Source organism: Alicyclobacillus fodiniaquatilis, from assembly GCF_042678105.1.
Taxonomy (GTDB): Bacteria; Bacillota; Bacilli; order Alicyclobacillales; family Alicyclobacillaceae; genus Alicyclobacillus; species Alicyclobacillus fodiniaquatilis.
The window spans coordinates 35,460-51,323 of record NZ_JBHUCX010000027.1; the positions used below are offsets into that span (position 1 = coordinate 35,460).

The following is a 15,864-nucleotide window of genomic DNA, read 5'->3' on the forward strand; positions in this document are numbered from 1 at the left end:
TTGACCCCATGCCGTTCAAGACCTTCACATCGCATGTCCCCTTATATTTCACCAACACTGAATGTGCCATAGATTGGTGAAGTGTGGTATGCTCAAATTGTCGTAACTATGATGTTTGACGGTCTACACTTCCACTGTAGCAATGGCTCCCAATCCGTCCGACCTATCAACCACGAGGTGATTACCTTCTAAAGCGCAACAAACAGGCTTCTTTATCCTTCATTCATGAGGAACATCATTTGTTTCTTTACTCCCCCAAGACGCCTTGCATGACCTTGTTCCTGCTTCAACCGCATGAATATATCACGTATGGGCTTCTTGCTGGCAATCGGTGAGAAATTTCACGGTCCACGATGAATTCGCCTGAATATGCATCATGGACTGGCAACAAGAAGGGATTTATCATATGCGTGTCTTTCTCGATTTAATGTGGTTTTTCAAGACGAGAAAACGCCACTACATCCTTGGGGTATTTTTGTTGACATGTGTGTCGTTTATCAGTCTATTTCCCCCAAAAATCATTGGGGCCTTTGTCGATCACATCCAGCGACACACACTGACCAGCCGCGATGTGTGGTCGTACTTGATGCTCATTGGCCTGATGGCCATCGCCATGTATGTACTGCGTTACTACTGGCGCATCTTGCTGTTTGGTTCAGCCATTGAGCTTTCAACCACCTTGAGGTTGCGCCTATTTCATCATTTGAGCAAAATGTCGCCCGCATTTTACCAAAAGCACCGTGTCGGCGATTTAATGGCCCACGCGACAAATGACATTCGCGCCATCGAATCGACCGCGACAGATGGTGTCTTGACCATGGTCGACTCCATCTCCAGCGGCTTGCTCGTCATCATTACGATGGCGGCGACCATCAACTGGAAACTGACCATCGTCGCGCTGCTGCCCATGCCGATTCTCGCGTATACCACCAGCCGTTACGGAAACATTTTGCATCGGCGCTTTATCAAAGCGCAAGCCGCGTTTTCTGATTTAAACGACAAAGTGCACGAAAGCGTCAACGGCGTGCGGGCCATCAAAGCGTTTGGCCAAGAGGAGAATGACATCGCTTCATTCCAGACGCTCTCACACGATGTTGTCGAGAAGAATATGGCGGTGGCACGAATTGACGCATTGTTCGATCCGACCATTCAAGTCATCGTCGGCACATGCTTCTTTCTCGCATTTGCGGTCGGTTCTGTCTTTGTGGTTCAAGGCCACCTGACACTCGGGCAACTGACGAGTTTTTCGCTGTACCTCGGTCAATTGATTTGGCCGATGCTCGCGTTTGGCTTTCTCTTCAATCTTGACGTTGCTCTTGTTGGCAACCATCGCGGATGTAATTGGCCCCTTGCTGATGAAGACATTTATCGATCACTACTTGGCACCGCACCACTTTCCAGTTGGACAAATTGTTGCGCTTGCCATCAGCTATTTGCTCTTGCAATGGTGCACGGCTGGTGGGAATTACGGCCAAACGCTGCTGTTTCAGCGCATATCACTGCGGGTGATTCAAAAGTTGCGCGTCGATGTATTTGCGAAGGTGCAGCACTTGAGTGTCTCGTATTTTGACAGGACACCTGCTGGTTCCTTGATTTCACGAATCACCAACGACACGCAGGCCATTGAAGACCTGTTTACAAATGCGCTGGCGCCCTTTCTACAGAACGGCGTGTTGACCATCGGGATTCTGATTTCGATGTTTGCCCTGAGTGTACGCCTGGCGCTGGTTTGTCTCGTGTTGATTCCACTGTTTGCATTTCTCATGTACCTGTACCGTCGGCTCAGTTTCCGCGTCTTTCACCTGGCGCGCCATCGCTTGAGCGAGCTGAATGCATCCTTGAACGAGTCGCTGCAGGGAATGTACTTGATTCAGGCGATGCGCCAACAAAAGCGGCTTGCTGGAGAGTTTTCCAAGGTCAATGACGCCTACAAACAGGCGCGATTGAAAAATATCAAAATCAACGCCACTATGTTGCGCCCCTTGGTGGACATCGTGTACTATGCCACCTTGATGGCCCTAGTTGGCTTTTTTGGTTTTCAATCGCTGATGCGCATCATTGACATCGGCATCGTATACGCGTTCCTCAACTACTTGGATCGATTCTTTGAGCCAATCAACACCATCATGGAGCGCCTGAACATCTTACAGCAAGCGTTGGTTGCGTCAGACCGGGTTTTCCGCTTGCTGGACGAAGAAGATCTGGCGCCGGTGGCGAGCGCGGATACGAATCCCGAAATCGAGCATGGGGACATTTGCTTTGAAAATGTGTCTTTCTCTTATGATGGGAAAAATACGGTGCTCTCCAACATCTCGTTCCATGCCAAGCCGGGTCAAACCGTCGCGCTGGTCGGCCACACCGGAAGCGGCAAAAGTTCCATCGTCAACTTGTTGATGCGGTTTTACCGCCACCAAAGTGGCCAGATACGCATTGATGGCGCACCGCTGGAACAGTTTGCAGATGAAGAATTACGCACGAAAATCGGCTTGGTGTTACAAGACTCCACCTTGTTCACGGGCAGTGTCGCCGACAATATCCGCTTTGGCCGCGCGGACTTGACAGACCGTCACGTGCAGGTAGCAGCCGAATTCGTTCAGGCTGACGCATTTATTTCACAGTTGCCCCAAACGTACGATCACGCCCTCACTGAGCGCGGCGCGACGTTCTCCAGTGGACAACGACAATTGCTCTCGTTCGCGCGGACAATTGCCGGAGAGCCGAAGGTGTTGATTTTGGATGAGGCGACGGCGAACATCGATACCGAAACGGAAGAGGCCATTCAAGCCTCCTTGGCGCGTATGCGCAAGGGCAGAACGACCATTGCCATCGCCCACCGTCTTTCTACCATCCAAGATGCAGATTTGATTCTGGTCCTGCAACACGGGCATATCGTGGAACGCGGCACACACCAGGAGTTGCTCGCCAAAGGCGGCTTGTATCACAAACTGTATTTGCTGCAACAAGGGCTTAAAACAGAAGCATAGTAAGTAGGGCGGCAGGAAATCATTCTGCCGCCCTACTTTGTACAATAACTGTCTATCAGGATTCAAACGAATTGGCAAATGGAACGGTGGGCTCCAATTCATCCCGCCGCCGCATACGCCTTTTGGCCAACATCATGCGCAAAACACGGGCGATCAATGTCAGCACGATGGCAATGGGAATCGACAATGGCCAATAGTGTCCCTGCGCCTGAAGGCTTGAGGCATTCCAACTAGTCGCAACTTTGACGGGCACTGTAGCAAGCAGATGGCCAGATGTGTCGTAAACAGAGAGTTTCCCCACAGCGCTCCCTTTTGCTAGGTGTGTGGCCGTCAGCGCATAACGCACGTTCTCACTGTATGTGGGCGCATCCTTCCCTTTGGGCACCGTTGCCACAACAGCATCACTGGCCACAACGGGAACCGTTGTCTGGTTGTCCGCAGCCAAGTGCCCAACCACCTGACCAGCTTTGACAACAGTTTTAGTCTGATAATGAGCAAACGCGTAGTTTAACAAAGATGTCGCGTCCTGACGTATTTCCCCGTCTGTCGGCGCATCCATCAAAACCGCCAAAAAAGTATCCCCATGATGTTTAGCCGCCACCACCAACGTTTCATGCGCAACACTTGTAAATCCCGTTTTCAAGCCGATGCAGCCTGGATAATCAAACAACATGCCGTTCAGATTCACGAGTTTTGCCTGCCAAGCGGTTCCTTTCCAATTGTAGTATTTCGTCTGTACAATTTTGCGAAATTCCGGATACTGCATGGCGGCCCGGGCGATGAGCGACATGTCATATGCGGTCGTCGTGTGGTTGGGATTTGGCAATCCGTTCGGATTGACGAAATGCGTATGCGTTGCGCCGAGCGCCGCAGCCTCTTGATTCATCATTTGCGCAAAATGACTGACTGAACCGCCGTAATGCTCGGCAATCTCTACGGCTACGTCATTCGCTGAATCAAGCAGCATTCCATAGAGCAACGGCTGCAATTGCGCCTTTTCACCAGGCACCATATACAGTTTATCTGCGGGTTGGTCGACTGCGTTCTTGCTGGCAGTCAACTCATCCGTCAAGTGACCATATTTGAGCGCGAGCAATGCGGTCATGATCTTTGTAATGCTCGCAGGATAATGTTTCACGTTCGGATTTTTACCATAGACAATGGTGCCTGTATCCATATCCATTACAACAGCCGCTTGCGAAATGATGCTCGGCCACGTATTTGCATGTTCACCTTGAACATATGCGATGCCTTGACGAGGAGACTGATTAATCACACGTTGTTCAGCGTGCAAAGTGGAAAATGGAGAAAGACTGATGAAAAGAATCGGCAGAAAAAGCAGTACCATCCGCAGAGGGGATACATTTTTCAGCCGATTCCGCATGTTGAACTGATACACGCAGAATCAAGCCCCTTGTCGTTTTTTGTCTAAATTTGCTCTCCTTATGATAGAGCCTATCCTATATGTTTGACCAGCATTAATGAAAAAAGTCAATATTATATCAAAAATACGTGCATCACCTTACTGTAACAAACGAGGATTTGAATGTTTTAGATAAAGAATATCTCCCTGAGCCCAGACAAAAAAAGCTGTGCAGACTCAGATACATCTGAGTCCCGCACAGCTTTCTATTTTCACCAATCAATCTGCATTTGGGCTGAGAGCTTTAGCTCTTCGTCCAACTGTTCACAAGCTGTTGATTGGCAGCTACCCATTTTTTTACACCATCGGCCTGGTTATCCGCCTGATTGATGTCATTCTCCAATTGACCCAACTGTTGATCCGTCAATTTAAAGTTCTTGATCCACCCAGCAACTTTCGGATTGGCCTGCGCCCATGTTTTATTGGCTTCCGTTTGAATCCAGCCGGCCTTGCCGAAAGCTTGCTTTGGATCTTTGAGATATTTCAATTTATATGTCGCAAATGCCCAGTGTGGACTCCACAATAACACGGCAATCGGCTTTTTGGCGTCATATGCCTTCTTCAAGGCTGCCAGCATCGCAGGCGTGGAGCTGCTTTGCAGCGTCTCCTTCAGCCCATAATCCTTGATGGCGTTCTGCGCCAAGCTGGTTTCACCCGCGCCTGGCTCAATCCCGACAATCTGTCCGCCCAATTCGCCGGAAATTTTGTTCAGGTCACTGATGCTGTTGACATTCGTCATATAAGTCGGCACAACGATACCTTCTGTCGTTTTACCCTGGTACCATTTTCCCAGACTCTCTAGATTTGCACCATATTTCTGCATATACGCTTTGTGCGTATCTGGCAACCATGTGTCAAAAAACAAATTGACATTGTTTTGGCTCAATCCCGTAAAGAGTGGACCTGCTTGCAGTTGATCCAACTTGACTGTATATCCCTTGCTCTCCAAAATATTTTGCCACAGGTATGACACAGCTACATCTTCATCCCACGTGATATAACCGATGTCCACCGTCTTGCTTGAACTCGAACTACCGCCAGAGCTGTTGTTACCTGTGCCGCAACCAGCCACCAAACCAAGAACCGCCGCAATAGAACCGATGCTTAATCCGATTTTTTTTATCTGCATTTGTTCATCTCCCCCTGAACTACTTTGTAAAAATGAAGTAAGGAAGTGTGTAAACATCCCCTACACGCGCCGTACCTATCATTCCGTCACTTTTCTTTTGCCGACACCAAATTTTTGTGATATCCGATCCAGCACCATTGCCAGGATGACAATCGAGATGCCTGCCTCAAAACCCTGACCGACATTGATGGTCTGCAAGGCGGACATGACGTCAGAACCAAGACCCCCAGCACCAATCATCGAAGCGATGACGACCATCGAAAGGGAAAGCATAATTGTCTGATTGATACCTGCTTTAATGTTGGCCATCGCCAATGGAATCTGTACCTTCCAGAGCAACTGGGAATCCGTCGTGCCAAACGCGCGCGCCGCCTCCACCAGTTCTTCCGGCACGTGCAGAATGCCTAGCCGTGTCAGGCGAATGGTCGGTGGCATGGCGAAAATCAATGTCGCAAAAATGGCGGGCACCAAACCGATATTGAAGAAAATCAATACAGGAACGAGGTAGACAAACGACGGCATCGTCTGCATCAAATCGAGTATCGGTGAAATCACCCGATAAGCCGACGCGCTGCGAGCGCTCCAAATGCCGAGCGGCAAACCAATGATGACGGCAATCAACGCCGATAGAATCACCAGAACAAGTGTGATGATCATGTCGTTCCACAACTGCAAATCCCAAATTAACAGGAAACCGATGATGGTGCCGAGCGTCAACTTCCACTTGCCTGCTCGATACGCCAAGGCGGCAAAGATGATGATCAACAACCAAGGTGGAATCCAATCGAGAAATTTGATTACGTCGTTAACAATCATTTTTACGAAATCTGATATCGCTGATAAAAACGGTCCGATTTCCTTTTCAAGCCAATTGACAATCGCATTGATCCAGTTTTCAAGTGGCAGCTTCGGAAGTGGAAAATTCATTCGCGACACCTCCTTGTGATGCAAGCGCCTCAAGAATGGAAGCCTTTAATACCAAACCGTGCAGCACACCTTCTTCGTCCACCACAGGCAATGGATAGCCTGTCTGAACCACCAGTTGAAACAAATCTTCCACATTCGTCTCTGGAACGACTGTGTCCACCGCTCGAATTTCGCATTGCTCAACGGTCTCTAATTTTTTCCCAATCGCCGCTACCAGCTCATCTGCAGCAATCATCCCTTTGAGCTTTTGTTGCTCACCGACCACAAACCCGGAAGACAAACCTGCCTCGCGCAATTTTCGCAACGCCACCCGGACGCCGTCTTTTACGCGCAACAAGGGTGAAGGTCGTCTCATCACATCCGCTGCCGTCAAAACTTTCGTCAAATCGACGCCACGCACAAAGCGCTCAACGTACTCATTCGCCGGATTGCTGATGATGTCATCTGGTCGACCAGACTGAACCACAACGCCGTCCTTCATGAGCGCAATGCGGTCTCCCAATTTCAATGCTTCGTTCAAATCGTGGGTGATAAAGACGATTGTCTTGTGCAGTTGATGTTGAAGATGGAGCAACTCGTTTTGCATGTCATCGCGAATGAGTGGGTCAAGTGCACTAAATGCTTCATCCATCAAAAGGATATCCGGATCATTCGCCAAGGCACGCGCCAGTCCAACACGCTGTTGCATACCACCGCTCAAGTTATGGGGAAACTGGTCTTCGTAACCTTCCAAGCCGACAGAAGCCAGTTGTTTTTTTGCGACAGAGAGACGCTCTTCTTTGCCTACACCTTGTATTTCCAGTCCAAATGCGACGTTCTCCGCCACAGTTCGGTGTGGCAAAAGCGCAAATTTCTGAAACACCATCGCCATTTTTTTCTGTCTAAACTGCAACAGCTCACCTTTTTTAAGCCTGGTGATATCTGTGCCGTCAATGGTGATGGAACCCGCAGTTGGTTCAATCAAGCGATTCAAACATCGCAACAATGTCGACTTGCCACTACCGGAGAGTCCCATAATGACAAACAACTCACCGCGATCAATATTGAAAGAGGCTCTATCGACACCGACATTCACACCAATCTGCTGCCGGATCTCATCTTTGCCTTTGCCGCTCTTCAACATTTGCAGCGCTTGTTCTGCACGCCCCCCAAAAACTTTGGTCACTTCTTTTACTTCGATAAACAAATCTCCCATGCTACACCTCCAGTTATGGTAAAAATAATGGAAACCTCTCAAGAGGCCCGAGGTTGATCATAACATAAAACGACCACCATTCAAAATATGGGAGAAAATTTGGGAACAGGTTCCTTTTTGTTTTAAATATTTCATAAATATGGATATCGGATGTGGCTGGCAGCTCCATAGAGTTTATTGTTGGTTGTTTGATATATACGAGGAATTTGCTTGCAGGGGATCTGACCTAGTGGTAGGATTCCATGTCTTTTTCAGTGAAATAGAAAAAACCACTTCACCTGAGACAGGGAAGTGGCAAATGACCGAACATGTTTTTTAGAATGCGATTTTCACAAAATTGCTTTGAGACATCGATATTATGTCATGTGCGGCTGCGCTTGTCACGCGCTGAACCCGGCGGCGTTAACTGATCTGTCAGTTCTCTTTTCACGGATGGCAACGTTTGAAATGCGAGAAAACACAGTATCCCAAACAGGCCTGTCACCACAGTCACATGTGAAAGAAACGCAAGTAACGTGACATGACTGGCGACTAAATAAAAACCGCTCAAAGCTTGCAATCCAACAAACACCAGCGCGATGACGCTGCCTCTGAACAAATCCAGCCTTTGCCGACGCATGTTTAACGCCTGCGCAAAAATCGCCAATATCCACAAAACCAGAATCAATGCCGAAGACCGATGCATCCAATCGAGAAAAAACGCGAAATGCGGCGCGTTGATCCGCTCTGTTGGAATCGGAATGCCGCGGAAATCAACGCCGGTGTTTGTGCTCGAGATAAACGCGCCTAAATACATCTCCAGATAAATATACGGAAGCACCAACCAAACGAGCAGGCGAAAGCCGCGTTGCGGCAGTTCGCTGCGCAACGGCAATGCAGCCTGCTCTTCATAGGAGGCCTGCCGGACGCGCTCTGCCCGCCAAATATTGACGGTGAGCAGCAACACACTGCTAAACGCCAGCAGTGACACGCCAAAATGCGTCGCGATGACAGCAGGCGGTTCTTCGAACACCACCGCCATGGCGCCCAAGAACGCTTCAAGCAAAACAAAGAAGAGGCTGATTGCCGCAAGAATGGGAATCTCTATCCATTTGCGATAGCGAATGCCCGCCAATAGCGCCACAGCGAGCAACAACATCGTCAAAATCGGAACCCCAACGCGATGGGAGAATTCGATCAATGTTGTCAATGCCCACGCCGTCGGAATCCATTGGCCATTACAAGTCAGCCACTGATGTCCACACCCGAACGCAGAACCCGTATCTGCATCGATAAATCCCATGGTGTTGACAATCAGCGTCTGAATTGTAGCAAGAATGCCGAGTACAAATGCAACGAGTCCCCATCTACGAGTTCGCGGCATCTACGCCTCCTCCTATCATAAAAGGCACCTACGCAACCAGCGATTTAAAGGCCATAATCCAAACCGAACCCGCAACGACCGTAAATGCGACGAAAATCGCAAAGAGGATTGCAGGGACTTGCCAAGCCCTGTCATCACTTTCTGTAAAGTGCATGAACATAAACAACTGCACCACCAACTGACCCACGCCCAGCACGACGATGATCGTGATGACGACTGCAGGCGGTTGGTTTGTCGCCAACGCGAGCCAGAAAGCAATGGCTGTCAGCACCAAGGAGATGACTAAGCCCCATACGTGTTTCCAAGGAAATCCGGTTTCCGCGTGAAACTTGTGGTTGCTCTCCATCTCACAACACCTTCCCTGTCAGGTATACGACTGTGAAAATGAAAATCCAGACAGCATCGAGAAAGTGCCAATAAATCCCGACAATGAACACTTTTCGCGCAGTGACAGCGGTAATCCCCCGACGAGCGACCTGAATTATCAAGGATGTCATCCACAAAATACCCACGCTCACGTGACAACCGTGCGTGCCAACCAGGGTGTAGAATGCGGATAGGAATCCGCTCGTCTGCATCCGCGCACCGCCTGATGCGTCTTTCACAAACTCCTGCACCTCGAACCCAATAAACACAAGGCCCAGAAGCACAGTGACAATCAGCCAGCTGAGCATGGCTTTTTTGTTGCCTCGCCGCATTTCATACGTGGCCAAACCACACGTAAAACTACTGAACAACAGTGCAATGGTCTCAATCGTAAAACCAGGGATGTCGAACAGTTGGGCGGACGTCGGTCCGCCAGCTGTACGGCCATGCATAACTACATAAGTCGCAAACAAACAAGAGAACAACACCAAGTCAGAACCAAGGAAGACCCAGAAACCGGCAATGCGGAGACTGCTTTCCTCGATTTGATACTCTTTGGGAAGGGACGGGTCCACGACATGGTGCCCATCGTGGGCCGCTGCGTGTGAATCAGACATCCTTACAACCTCCCTGCCGCAGATTCCGTCCGCTCAATCTCTTCGACCGGAATGTAATGGTGATCGTCGTATTCAAACGAACGCAATAGCATACACAACAAGACGCCTAGCAAACCAACGATGGCTAAAATCCACCATTGGAAGATAAACCCGAAGCCAGCAACAAAAAATGCGACACACATGATAATCGGACGACCGGAATCGTTCGGCATGTGAATTGGCTGGAATGGCAGTTCTTTGGGTCCATTGATGGACTCGCCATTCTTCTTCATCAACCACCAAGCGTCACGACCCTTGATTTCCGGGATGCGCGCGAAATTGTAGTGCGGCGCAGGCGATGTCGTCGCCCATTCAAGCGTGCGACCATCCCATGGATCCCCCGTCGTATCGCGTTTGCCGAAGCGCGCGCTCCACACGATGTTCCAGACAAAGATGATGAAAGCAACGCCCATCAGAAACGCGCCAACGGTCTCAATCAAGTTGATGACACCCCAACCGTAGCCAGCTTGGTATGTGTACACGCGGCGTGTCATGCCCATGAAGCCAAGGAAATACATCGGGAAGAAACAGACGTTGAACCCGATGGTCCATGTCCAGAAATGCCAACGGCCCAATTTCTCATCCAGCAAAACACCGAACATCTTTGGCCACCAGTAGTAAATACCGGCGAAGACGCCGAACACTGTACCACCAATCAACACGTAGTGGAAGTGAGACACCAAGAAATAACTGTTGTGATACTGATAGTCAGCAGGCGGAACAGCCAGCATGACACCCGTCAAACCACCGATGAGGAAGTTTGGCACAAAACCGACAGTCCACAACATCGCGGACGTAAATTCGATCCGCCCTTTGTGCATTGTAAACAGCCAGTTGAACACCTTCACACCTGTCGGTATGGCGATGGCCATGGTCGATACACCGAAGAACGAGTTGACCCCTGGTCCGGCGCCCATCGTGAAGAAGTGGTGAACCCATACGACGAAGCTCAAGATGGCGATGGAAACCAAGGATACGACCATTGCCGAATAGCCAAACAGACGTTTGTGCGAGAACGTGCTGAACACTTCGGAGAAGATACCGAAGGCTGGCAAGATGACGATATAAACTTCTGGATGTCCCCAAATCCAGAAGAGGTTGACGTATTGCATCGGCATACCGCCGGCAGTCGTCGTAAAGAAGTGAGCGCCAAAATCCCTGTCTATGAGCAAGAGGCCCAAACAAACCGTCAATACAGGGAAAGCGAAGACAATGATAATAGACGTGATCAATACTGACCATGTAAACATCGGCATACGCATCAGCGTCATGCCAGGCGCACGCATGCGCAAAATGGTGATGAGGAAGTTCACACCAGTTGCAATCGTGCCTATACCCGTGATCTGCAGGGAAACGAGAAAATAATTCTCACCCGGCCCTGGGTCAAACATGTTTTCAACATAAGGTGTATAACTTGTCCAACCACCGTCCGGTGAACCACCGACGACGAACGACAGATTGAACATCATCGCCGCCACGAAGAACAGCCAGAAACTGATGGCGTTCAAATATGGGAAAGCGACGTCGCGGCAACCAATTTGCAACGGAACCGCAACATTGAAAAAGCCAATAATTGCTGGCATCGCCATAAACAAAATCATGATGGTGCCGTGTGTGGTAAAGACCTGATCATAGTGATCGCCAGTCAAGAATTTCAAGTTTGGCCATGCGAGCTGCGTTCGCATGAGCAAGCCATCTGTACCGCCGCGGAACAACATCAGAACCGCCGCAATGAGATACATAATCCCGATTTTTTTGTGGTCCACGGTCTTGAGCCAGTTATCCCATAGATACTTCCACAATTTGAAGTAGCTCAAAACGACGATGATGCCAATGGTCGCGACTGTGATAAGCACATCAGACGTCCAAATCATGGGGCCTTCGTCAAGCATGAAAAATTGCGTGACAAAGTGTTGAAAGTTGCCCACTCTCGGTTCCTCCCTTGCTGCGTAATGAAATCAATATGTCACATGCCCCACTTACTGTGGGTTCATTGACGAAAACTGCATTTTTGAAACTGAACCTGGTTTCGCCAATTGCGCTTGCGCTTGTTTCGTCAGAGGAGGAGCGCTTTGTTTCGTTTGTTGCACCCAGTTCGTAAAGTCGGTTGGCGACTTGGACAGCACTTGGAATGTCATGTTTGTGAATCCGACACCCGAGTACTGAGCGCTGCGACCGTCATACGTCCCTGGCTTGTCTGCCTCCAACCAGAGTTTCAGATCCTTGCCTGGCATGTTAAACTCCATGCCGCCAAGCGCTGGTACCCAAAACGCGTTCATCGGGCCAGTTGATGAAAGTTCAAAGTCAACAGGCTGCCCCGCTGGAATCACGACGTAGTTGACCGTCTCCAAATTTTGCGCCGGATACTTAAACACCCATTTCCAGCGTTCAGAGATGACATCAATCGTGATGGGTTCGGACTTTGTCGTCCCCGCAGATGCCGCATCGACTTTAGGCGGCTTGACCAGGTTGTAAGTCACCGCCACCGTCGGTATCGCAAGTGCGATGACGATAATGATGGGGATGATTGTCCAAATGGACTCCCAGCGGGCGTTCCCTTCAATTTCAGGGGGAACATAATCTTTATTCTCTGGCCGAGCGCGGTACTTATAGAGCATGTAAAAAAAGATGATGAACACGCCCAAGACCACAATCATCATCAAGGCAAACGACCAGATAATAAGGTAATACTCACTTCTCGCGACAGGACCTTGTGGACTTAATACAGGTATATATTTCCCTGTACCGCCACAACCTGTAAGGGCAAACATGGACAGCCCAACTACGAGAAAGAGGCTGCGAAGTCGACGCCCAGTTGGCTTCATCGTCGCTTTCGTCTCCTTTCTGCCTATGAGATATGTAGAACAGCATCGTACTATTTGAGTCAGCATTTTGGACCGAGACTTGGATGAAACCAAGAATAATGACCGAAACTGCGTCAATCCAGTCTCGCCAAGACACGACTGTATATCGATGCTGCCTCAAACGCCATATAGATGATACCAAAGTGATGTCCACTCCGCGCTCTTTGCAAAGAAGAATTTGAAAAAGCTTCACAAGGGTTTCACATTTATGTAATCACTTGTTTGCCTATTCGTCACAAACTCCCCTGATTTCCACTTGCGCTTTGGTCATTTCACTCCACTGCCCATCCCTTATCAGCAACACGCGTTCAGCTATCCATTATCGGATGATTCAACGCAATTTAAACCGTGTTAAGATGATCAGGGGGGTGTATCTTCTCTTGAACGACGCTACGACATTTTACGCCATCATCGACAGCTTGGCAAAAAATTACGAGGTACAAGATATCATCTTACCTACATCGACTTGCATTTTCCTGCTCGAATCGCCGCATCGACAAGAAGTGCGCTACAAGGCGCCAGTCGCTGGCAGTTCAGGCGCGACCATGAGCAAACACATTTTCGGCAGTGAATACGCCAAATTTCCACTTGGTCTCATGGTCAAAAAAAACGCGTTGGAAAAAACGAACCGGCCCCGTTTAAACGGCATTGGCCTGCTGAATGTCTGCAATGTGCCACTACAGCGTTCTGCCTACGAGCATCCTGCGCTGACCGAGCGTTTGCGAGATTGGTTTGACGCCATGGAGTATGTACGGACGAACAATCAAAAAGACACGTTTGCCGATGCGCGGCAACAGGAGGTTCAAACGCTGCTTGTCCAACAATTGAAAGACAAGCTGCAGATGTTCTCCCACCGGTCGATGACGCTGATTCCCTGCGGTCGCTTCGCGCAGAAGTTCTTGCGTTTAACGGGCTTGTCTGACCCGCTGTGGCAGGTGATTGACGATGTGCCGCATCCATCGTACAACTCGTGGGACAGAGCAGGATACCAGCCTCAAGTGCAGGCTGTGTGCAAAGCGGTCGAACAGGCAGCCGTCGAATTGAAGTGAACTTTCGCTTGCAGGTTCTAGCTGGTAAAGGTGACTGATTTCCTGACCTCCACAGACAACTGGCCAACACATCTCTTCAAAAAAGACACCCAAACGGGTGCCTTTTTGTCTGTCATTTACAATTGCGACAAAGTCGCTTAATACCCTGCGCCAGCACCTACAGCCGGTACAAACAAGAAGAAAAGCACGAAAATGATCAAGAATACAACTGCCCATTGCGTATATCCACCAAAAGCTCCGTACATGTCAATTCCCCCTCGTAGCGAAGATGCTGTATCGTACGTCCTCACACGATAAAGAGGGTGGGCAAATGACCCTGCACAACAGCCGGACTTTATTTGCGCCTGCAAGCATACATATGCGATTTTTGTGCCGGATGCGCGTGGAAGCGTGCTCTGCCATATTCTTTGTGGTATATTTCACGAGGCGAAATATACCATTGCGGAGGTGAGCTCATGGCAGCGCCACACGCTTCGAGCCGCTATCCATGGCTCGTGTTATCGGTCACCAGTCTCGGCGTGATTCTGACATTGTTGAATGTCGGCACACTGAACGTGGCCTTACCTGTCATCGCGAAGCATTTTCATGCAACTGCCACCACGGCCAACTGGATTTTGCTCACTTACATGCTGTTTAACACCGTGTTTATTCTCATTTTCGGGCGCCTGGCGGATATGCTCGGCCGGCGCCGCTTGTATATTGTCGGGCTGACGCTCTTTACCCTCGTCAGCTTACTTATCGGCATATCGCCCAACATTTGGGTCCTGCTCGGTCTGCGCGCGTTGCAAGCGGCTGGTGGCGCTTTGGTCATCACCAACACGACGCCGCTGCTCACAGACGCGTTTCCGGAACGCACACTTGCCAAAGGGCTGGGCATCAATGTGCTGGTCAGCTCTGCCGCCCAGTTGGTCGGGCCGGTCATCGGCGGTTTGTTTGCCGCTACCCTCGGCTGGCGCTGGGTGTTTTGGTTTAACGTCCCTTTTGGCATCATCGGCATCGTCTGGGCCGCATTCACCCTGCGCTCCCTGCCGTCGAAAGGATCGAACGAACGGTTCGATCTCGCCGGAAATATCCTGATTTTCATCGCCTTGAGCGGCGCGATTCTCGCGCTCTCCGAAGGAAGCACACTCGGCTGGACAAGCCCGCTTGTGCTGATTGGGGCGCTGGCCTTCATCGTGCTGACTCCTGTGTTTCTGCGCGTGGAATGGACGTCGAAGTCACCGTTGCTCGATTTGCGCTTGTTCGCCAAGCGCCGCTATGCAATGGCTTACGTAGCCGCATTTCTCAACGCGTTCGCGCGGACGGCCGTAGTGTTGCTCTTGTCCCTCTACTATCAAACGGTCAATCACGCAGACGCCTTTACCGCCGGCCTGGCCATTCTGCCTGTCACCGTGGGCATGTTGGTGGCAGCGCCGCTTTCCGGTTCGTTGACGGGACGCTATGATGCGCGGTTGCTGTCGTCATTGGGACTCGGCCTGTCTGGTGTCGGCCTTGTCATCCTCATCTTCCTCATCGGGCCACATTCCGCGTACCTGCCGGCGGCGATTGGCATGTTTCTGGTAGGCGCAGGCAGCGCGCTGTTTTTGACGCCGAACACATCGTCCATTATGACTACCATCGCGCGCGAACGGCGCGGTATCGCAAATGGAGTGCGGTCCATGCTGCAGAATATGGGACAGGTGGTCAGCACCGCTTTGTCTTTGATGATTGTCACAAGCGGTCTGGCGCCACGCTTGCAAGCCAGTATTTACGCTGGAAACGCGGCCAATTTGACAGACCGCGACCTGCAGTTGATCGACAATGGCTTTCGCCTGGCGCTGTTGGCGATGCTTTTGGCGACTTGCATCGGCATATGCGCTTCACTTGTGCGTGGAAAAAAAGAGGCGATGTAAAAGGAGATCTATTGCT

Annotated in this window: 12 protein-coding genes and 1 pseudogene; 4 read left to right on the forward strand and 9 right to left on the reverse strand. The window is 50.1% G+C overall.

What is annotated here, in order from left to right; translation table 11 throughout:
- Positions 1-427: 427 nt before the first annotated feature.
- A pseudogene (locus ACFSB2_RS10760) lies at positions 428-1,219 on the forward strand (ABC transporter transmembrane domain-containing protein); the annotation flags it as partial.
- Positions 1,220-1,304: 85 nt separating this feature from the next.
- Complete coding sequence (locus ACFSB2_RS10765) at positions 1,305-2,984, forward strand: ABC transporter ATP-binding protein (RefSeq protein WP_377943075.1); 1,680 nt, start codon at positions 1,305-1,307, stop codon at positions 2,982-2,984.
- Positions 2,985-3,039: 55 nt separating this feature from the next.
- On the opposite strand, the gene ACFSB2_RS10770 is transcribed toward ACFSB2_RS10765, so the two are convergent.
- From ACFSB2_RS10770 to ACFSB2_RS10810, 9 genes are all read right to left on the reverse strand, one after another.
- Positions 3,040-4,383 carry a D-alanyl-D-alanine carboxypeptidase gene (locus ACFSB2_RS10770; RefSeq protein WP_377943045.1) on the reverse strand — a complete coding sequence of 448 codons (1,344 nt, stop codon included), beginning with the start codon at positions 4,381-4,383 and terminating at the stop codon, positions 3,040-3,042.
- A gap of 268 nt (positions 4,384-4,651) precedes the next feature.
- Positions 4,652-5,536, reverse strand: a complete 885-nt coding sequence (locus ACFSB2_RS10775; protein WP_377943046.1) for a glycine betaine ABC transporter substrate-binding protein — start codon at positions 5,534-5,536, stop codon at positions 4,652-4,654.
- A gap of 78 nt (positions 5,537-5,614) precedes the next feature.
- Complete coding sequence (locus ACFSB2_RS10780) at positions 5,615-6,463, reverse strand: ABC transporter permease (RefSeq protein WP_377943047.1); 849 nt, start codon at positions 6,461-6,463, stop codon at positions 5,615-5,617.
- Complete coding sequence (locus ACFSB2_RS10785) at positions 6,432-7,658, reverse strand: quaternary amine ABC transporter ATP-binding protein (protein ID WP_377943048.1); 1,227 nt, start codon at positions 7,656-7,658, stop codon at positions 6,432-6,434. Before ACFSB2_RS10785 ends, ACFSB2_RS10780 begins: the two co-directional genes overlap by 32 nt.
- Before the next feature lie 361 nt (positions 7,659-8,019).
- Positions 8,020-9,021 carry a COX15/CtaA family protein gene (locus ACFSB2_RS10790; RefSeq protein ID WP_377943050.1) on the reverse strand — a complete coding sequence of 334 codons (1,002 nt, stop codon included), beginning with the start codon at positions 9,019-9,021 and terminating at the stop codon, positions 8,020-8,022.
- Between the two features lie 28 nt (positions 9,022-9,049).
- Positions 9,050-9,367: a cytochrome aa3 quinol oxidase subunit IV gene (gene qoxD, locus ACFSB2_RS10795; RefSeq protein ID WP_377943052.1), complete on the reverse strand. Its 318-nt coding sequence runs from the start codon at positions 9,365-9,367 to the stop codon at positions 9,050-9,052.
- Position 9,368: 1 nt separating this feature from the next.
- Positions 9,369-10,004, reverse strand: coding sequence for a cytochrome aa3 quinol oxidase subunit III (qoxC, locus tag ACFSB2_RS10800; protein ID WP_377943053.1), 636 nt, complete (start codon positions 10,002-10,004; stop codon positions 9,369-9,371).
- A 2-nt stretch (positions 10,005-10,006) separates the two neighbouring features.
- The gene (gene qoxB, locus ACFSB2_RS10805) at positions 10,007-11,935 is read right to left on the reverse strand and encodes a cytochrome aa3 quinol oxidase subunit I (protein WP_377943076.1); all 1,929 of its coding nucleotides are present in this window, start codon (positions 11,933-11,935) and stop codon (positions 10,007-10,009) included.
- A gap of 87 nt (positions 11,936-12,022) precedes the next feature.
- Positions 12,023-12,868 (reverse strand): cytochrome c oxidase subunit II, encoded by an 846-nt coding sequence (locus ACFSB2_RS10810; RefSeq protein ID WP_377943054.1) that lies wholly within the window; start codon positions 12,866-12,868, stop codon positions 12,023-12,025.
- Positions 12,869-13,287: 419 nt separating this feature from the next.
- On the opposite strand from ACFSB2_RS10810, the gene ACFSB2_RS10815 reads away from it, so the two are divergent.
- Positions 13,288-13,956, forward strand: a complete 669-nt coding sequence (locus ACFSB2_RS10815) for a hypothetical protein (RefSeq protein WP_377943055.1) — start codon at positions 13,288-13,290, stop codon at positions 13,954-13,956.
- Positions 13,957-14,411: 455 nt separating this feature from the next.
- Positions 14,412-15,848, forward strand: coding sequence for an MFS transporter (locus tag ACFSB2_RS10820; RefSeq protein WP_377943056.1), 1,437 nt, complete (start codon positions 14,412-14,414; stop codon positions 15,846-15,848).
- The last annotated feature ends 16 nt before the right edge of the window (positions 15,849-15,864 follow it).

Coding starts and splice junctions, on each gene's coding strand:
- ACFSB2_RS10775 (WP_377943046.1), bottom strand. CDS start 5,536: ATGCAGATAAAAAAAATCGGATTAAGCATCGGTTCTATTGCGGCGGTT.
- ACFSB2_RS10780 (WP_377943047.1), bottom strand. CDS start 6,463: ATGAATTTTCCACTTCCGAAGCTGCCACTTGAAAACTGGATCAATGCG.
- ACFSB2_RS10785 (WP_377943048.1), bottom strand. CDS start 7,658: ATGGGAGATTTGTTTATCGAAGTAAAAGAAGTGACCAAAGTTTTTGGG.
- ACFSB2_RS10790 (WP_377943050.1), bottom strand. CDS start 9,021: ATGCCGCGAACTCGTAGATGGGGACTCGTTGCATTTGTACTCGGCATT.
- qoxD (WP_377943052.1), bottom strand. CDS start 9,367: ATGGAGAGCAACCACAAGTTTCACGCGGAAACCGGATTTCCTTGGAAA.
- qoxC (WP_377943053.1), bottom strand. CDS start 10,004: ATGTCTGATTCACACGCAGCGGCCCACGATGGGCACCATGTCGTGGAC.
- qoxB (WP_377943076.1), bottom strand. CDS start 11,935: ATGCTTGACGAAGGCCCCATGATTTGGACGTCTGATGTGCTTATCACA.
- ACFSB2_RS10810 (WP_377943054.1), bottom strand. CDS start 12,868: ATGAAGCCAACTGGGCGTCGACTTCGCAGCCTCTTTCTCGTAGTTGGG.
- ACFSB2_RS10820 (WP_377943056.1), top strand. CDS start 14,412: ATGGCAGCGCCACACGCTTCGAGCCGCTATCCATGGCTCGTGTTATCG.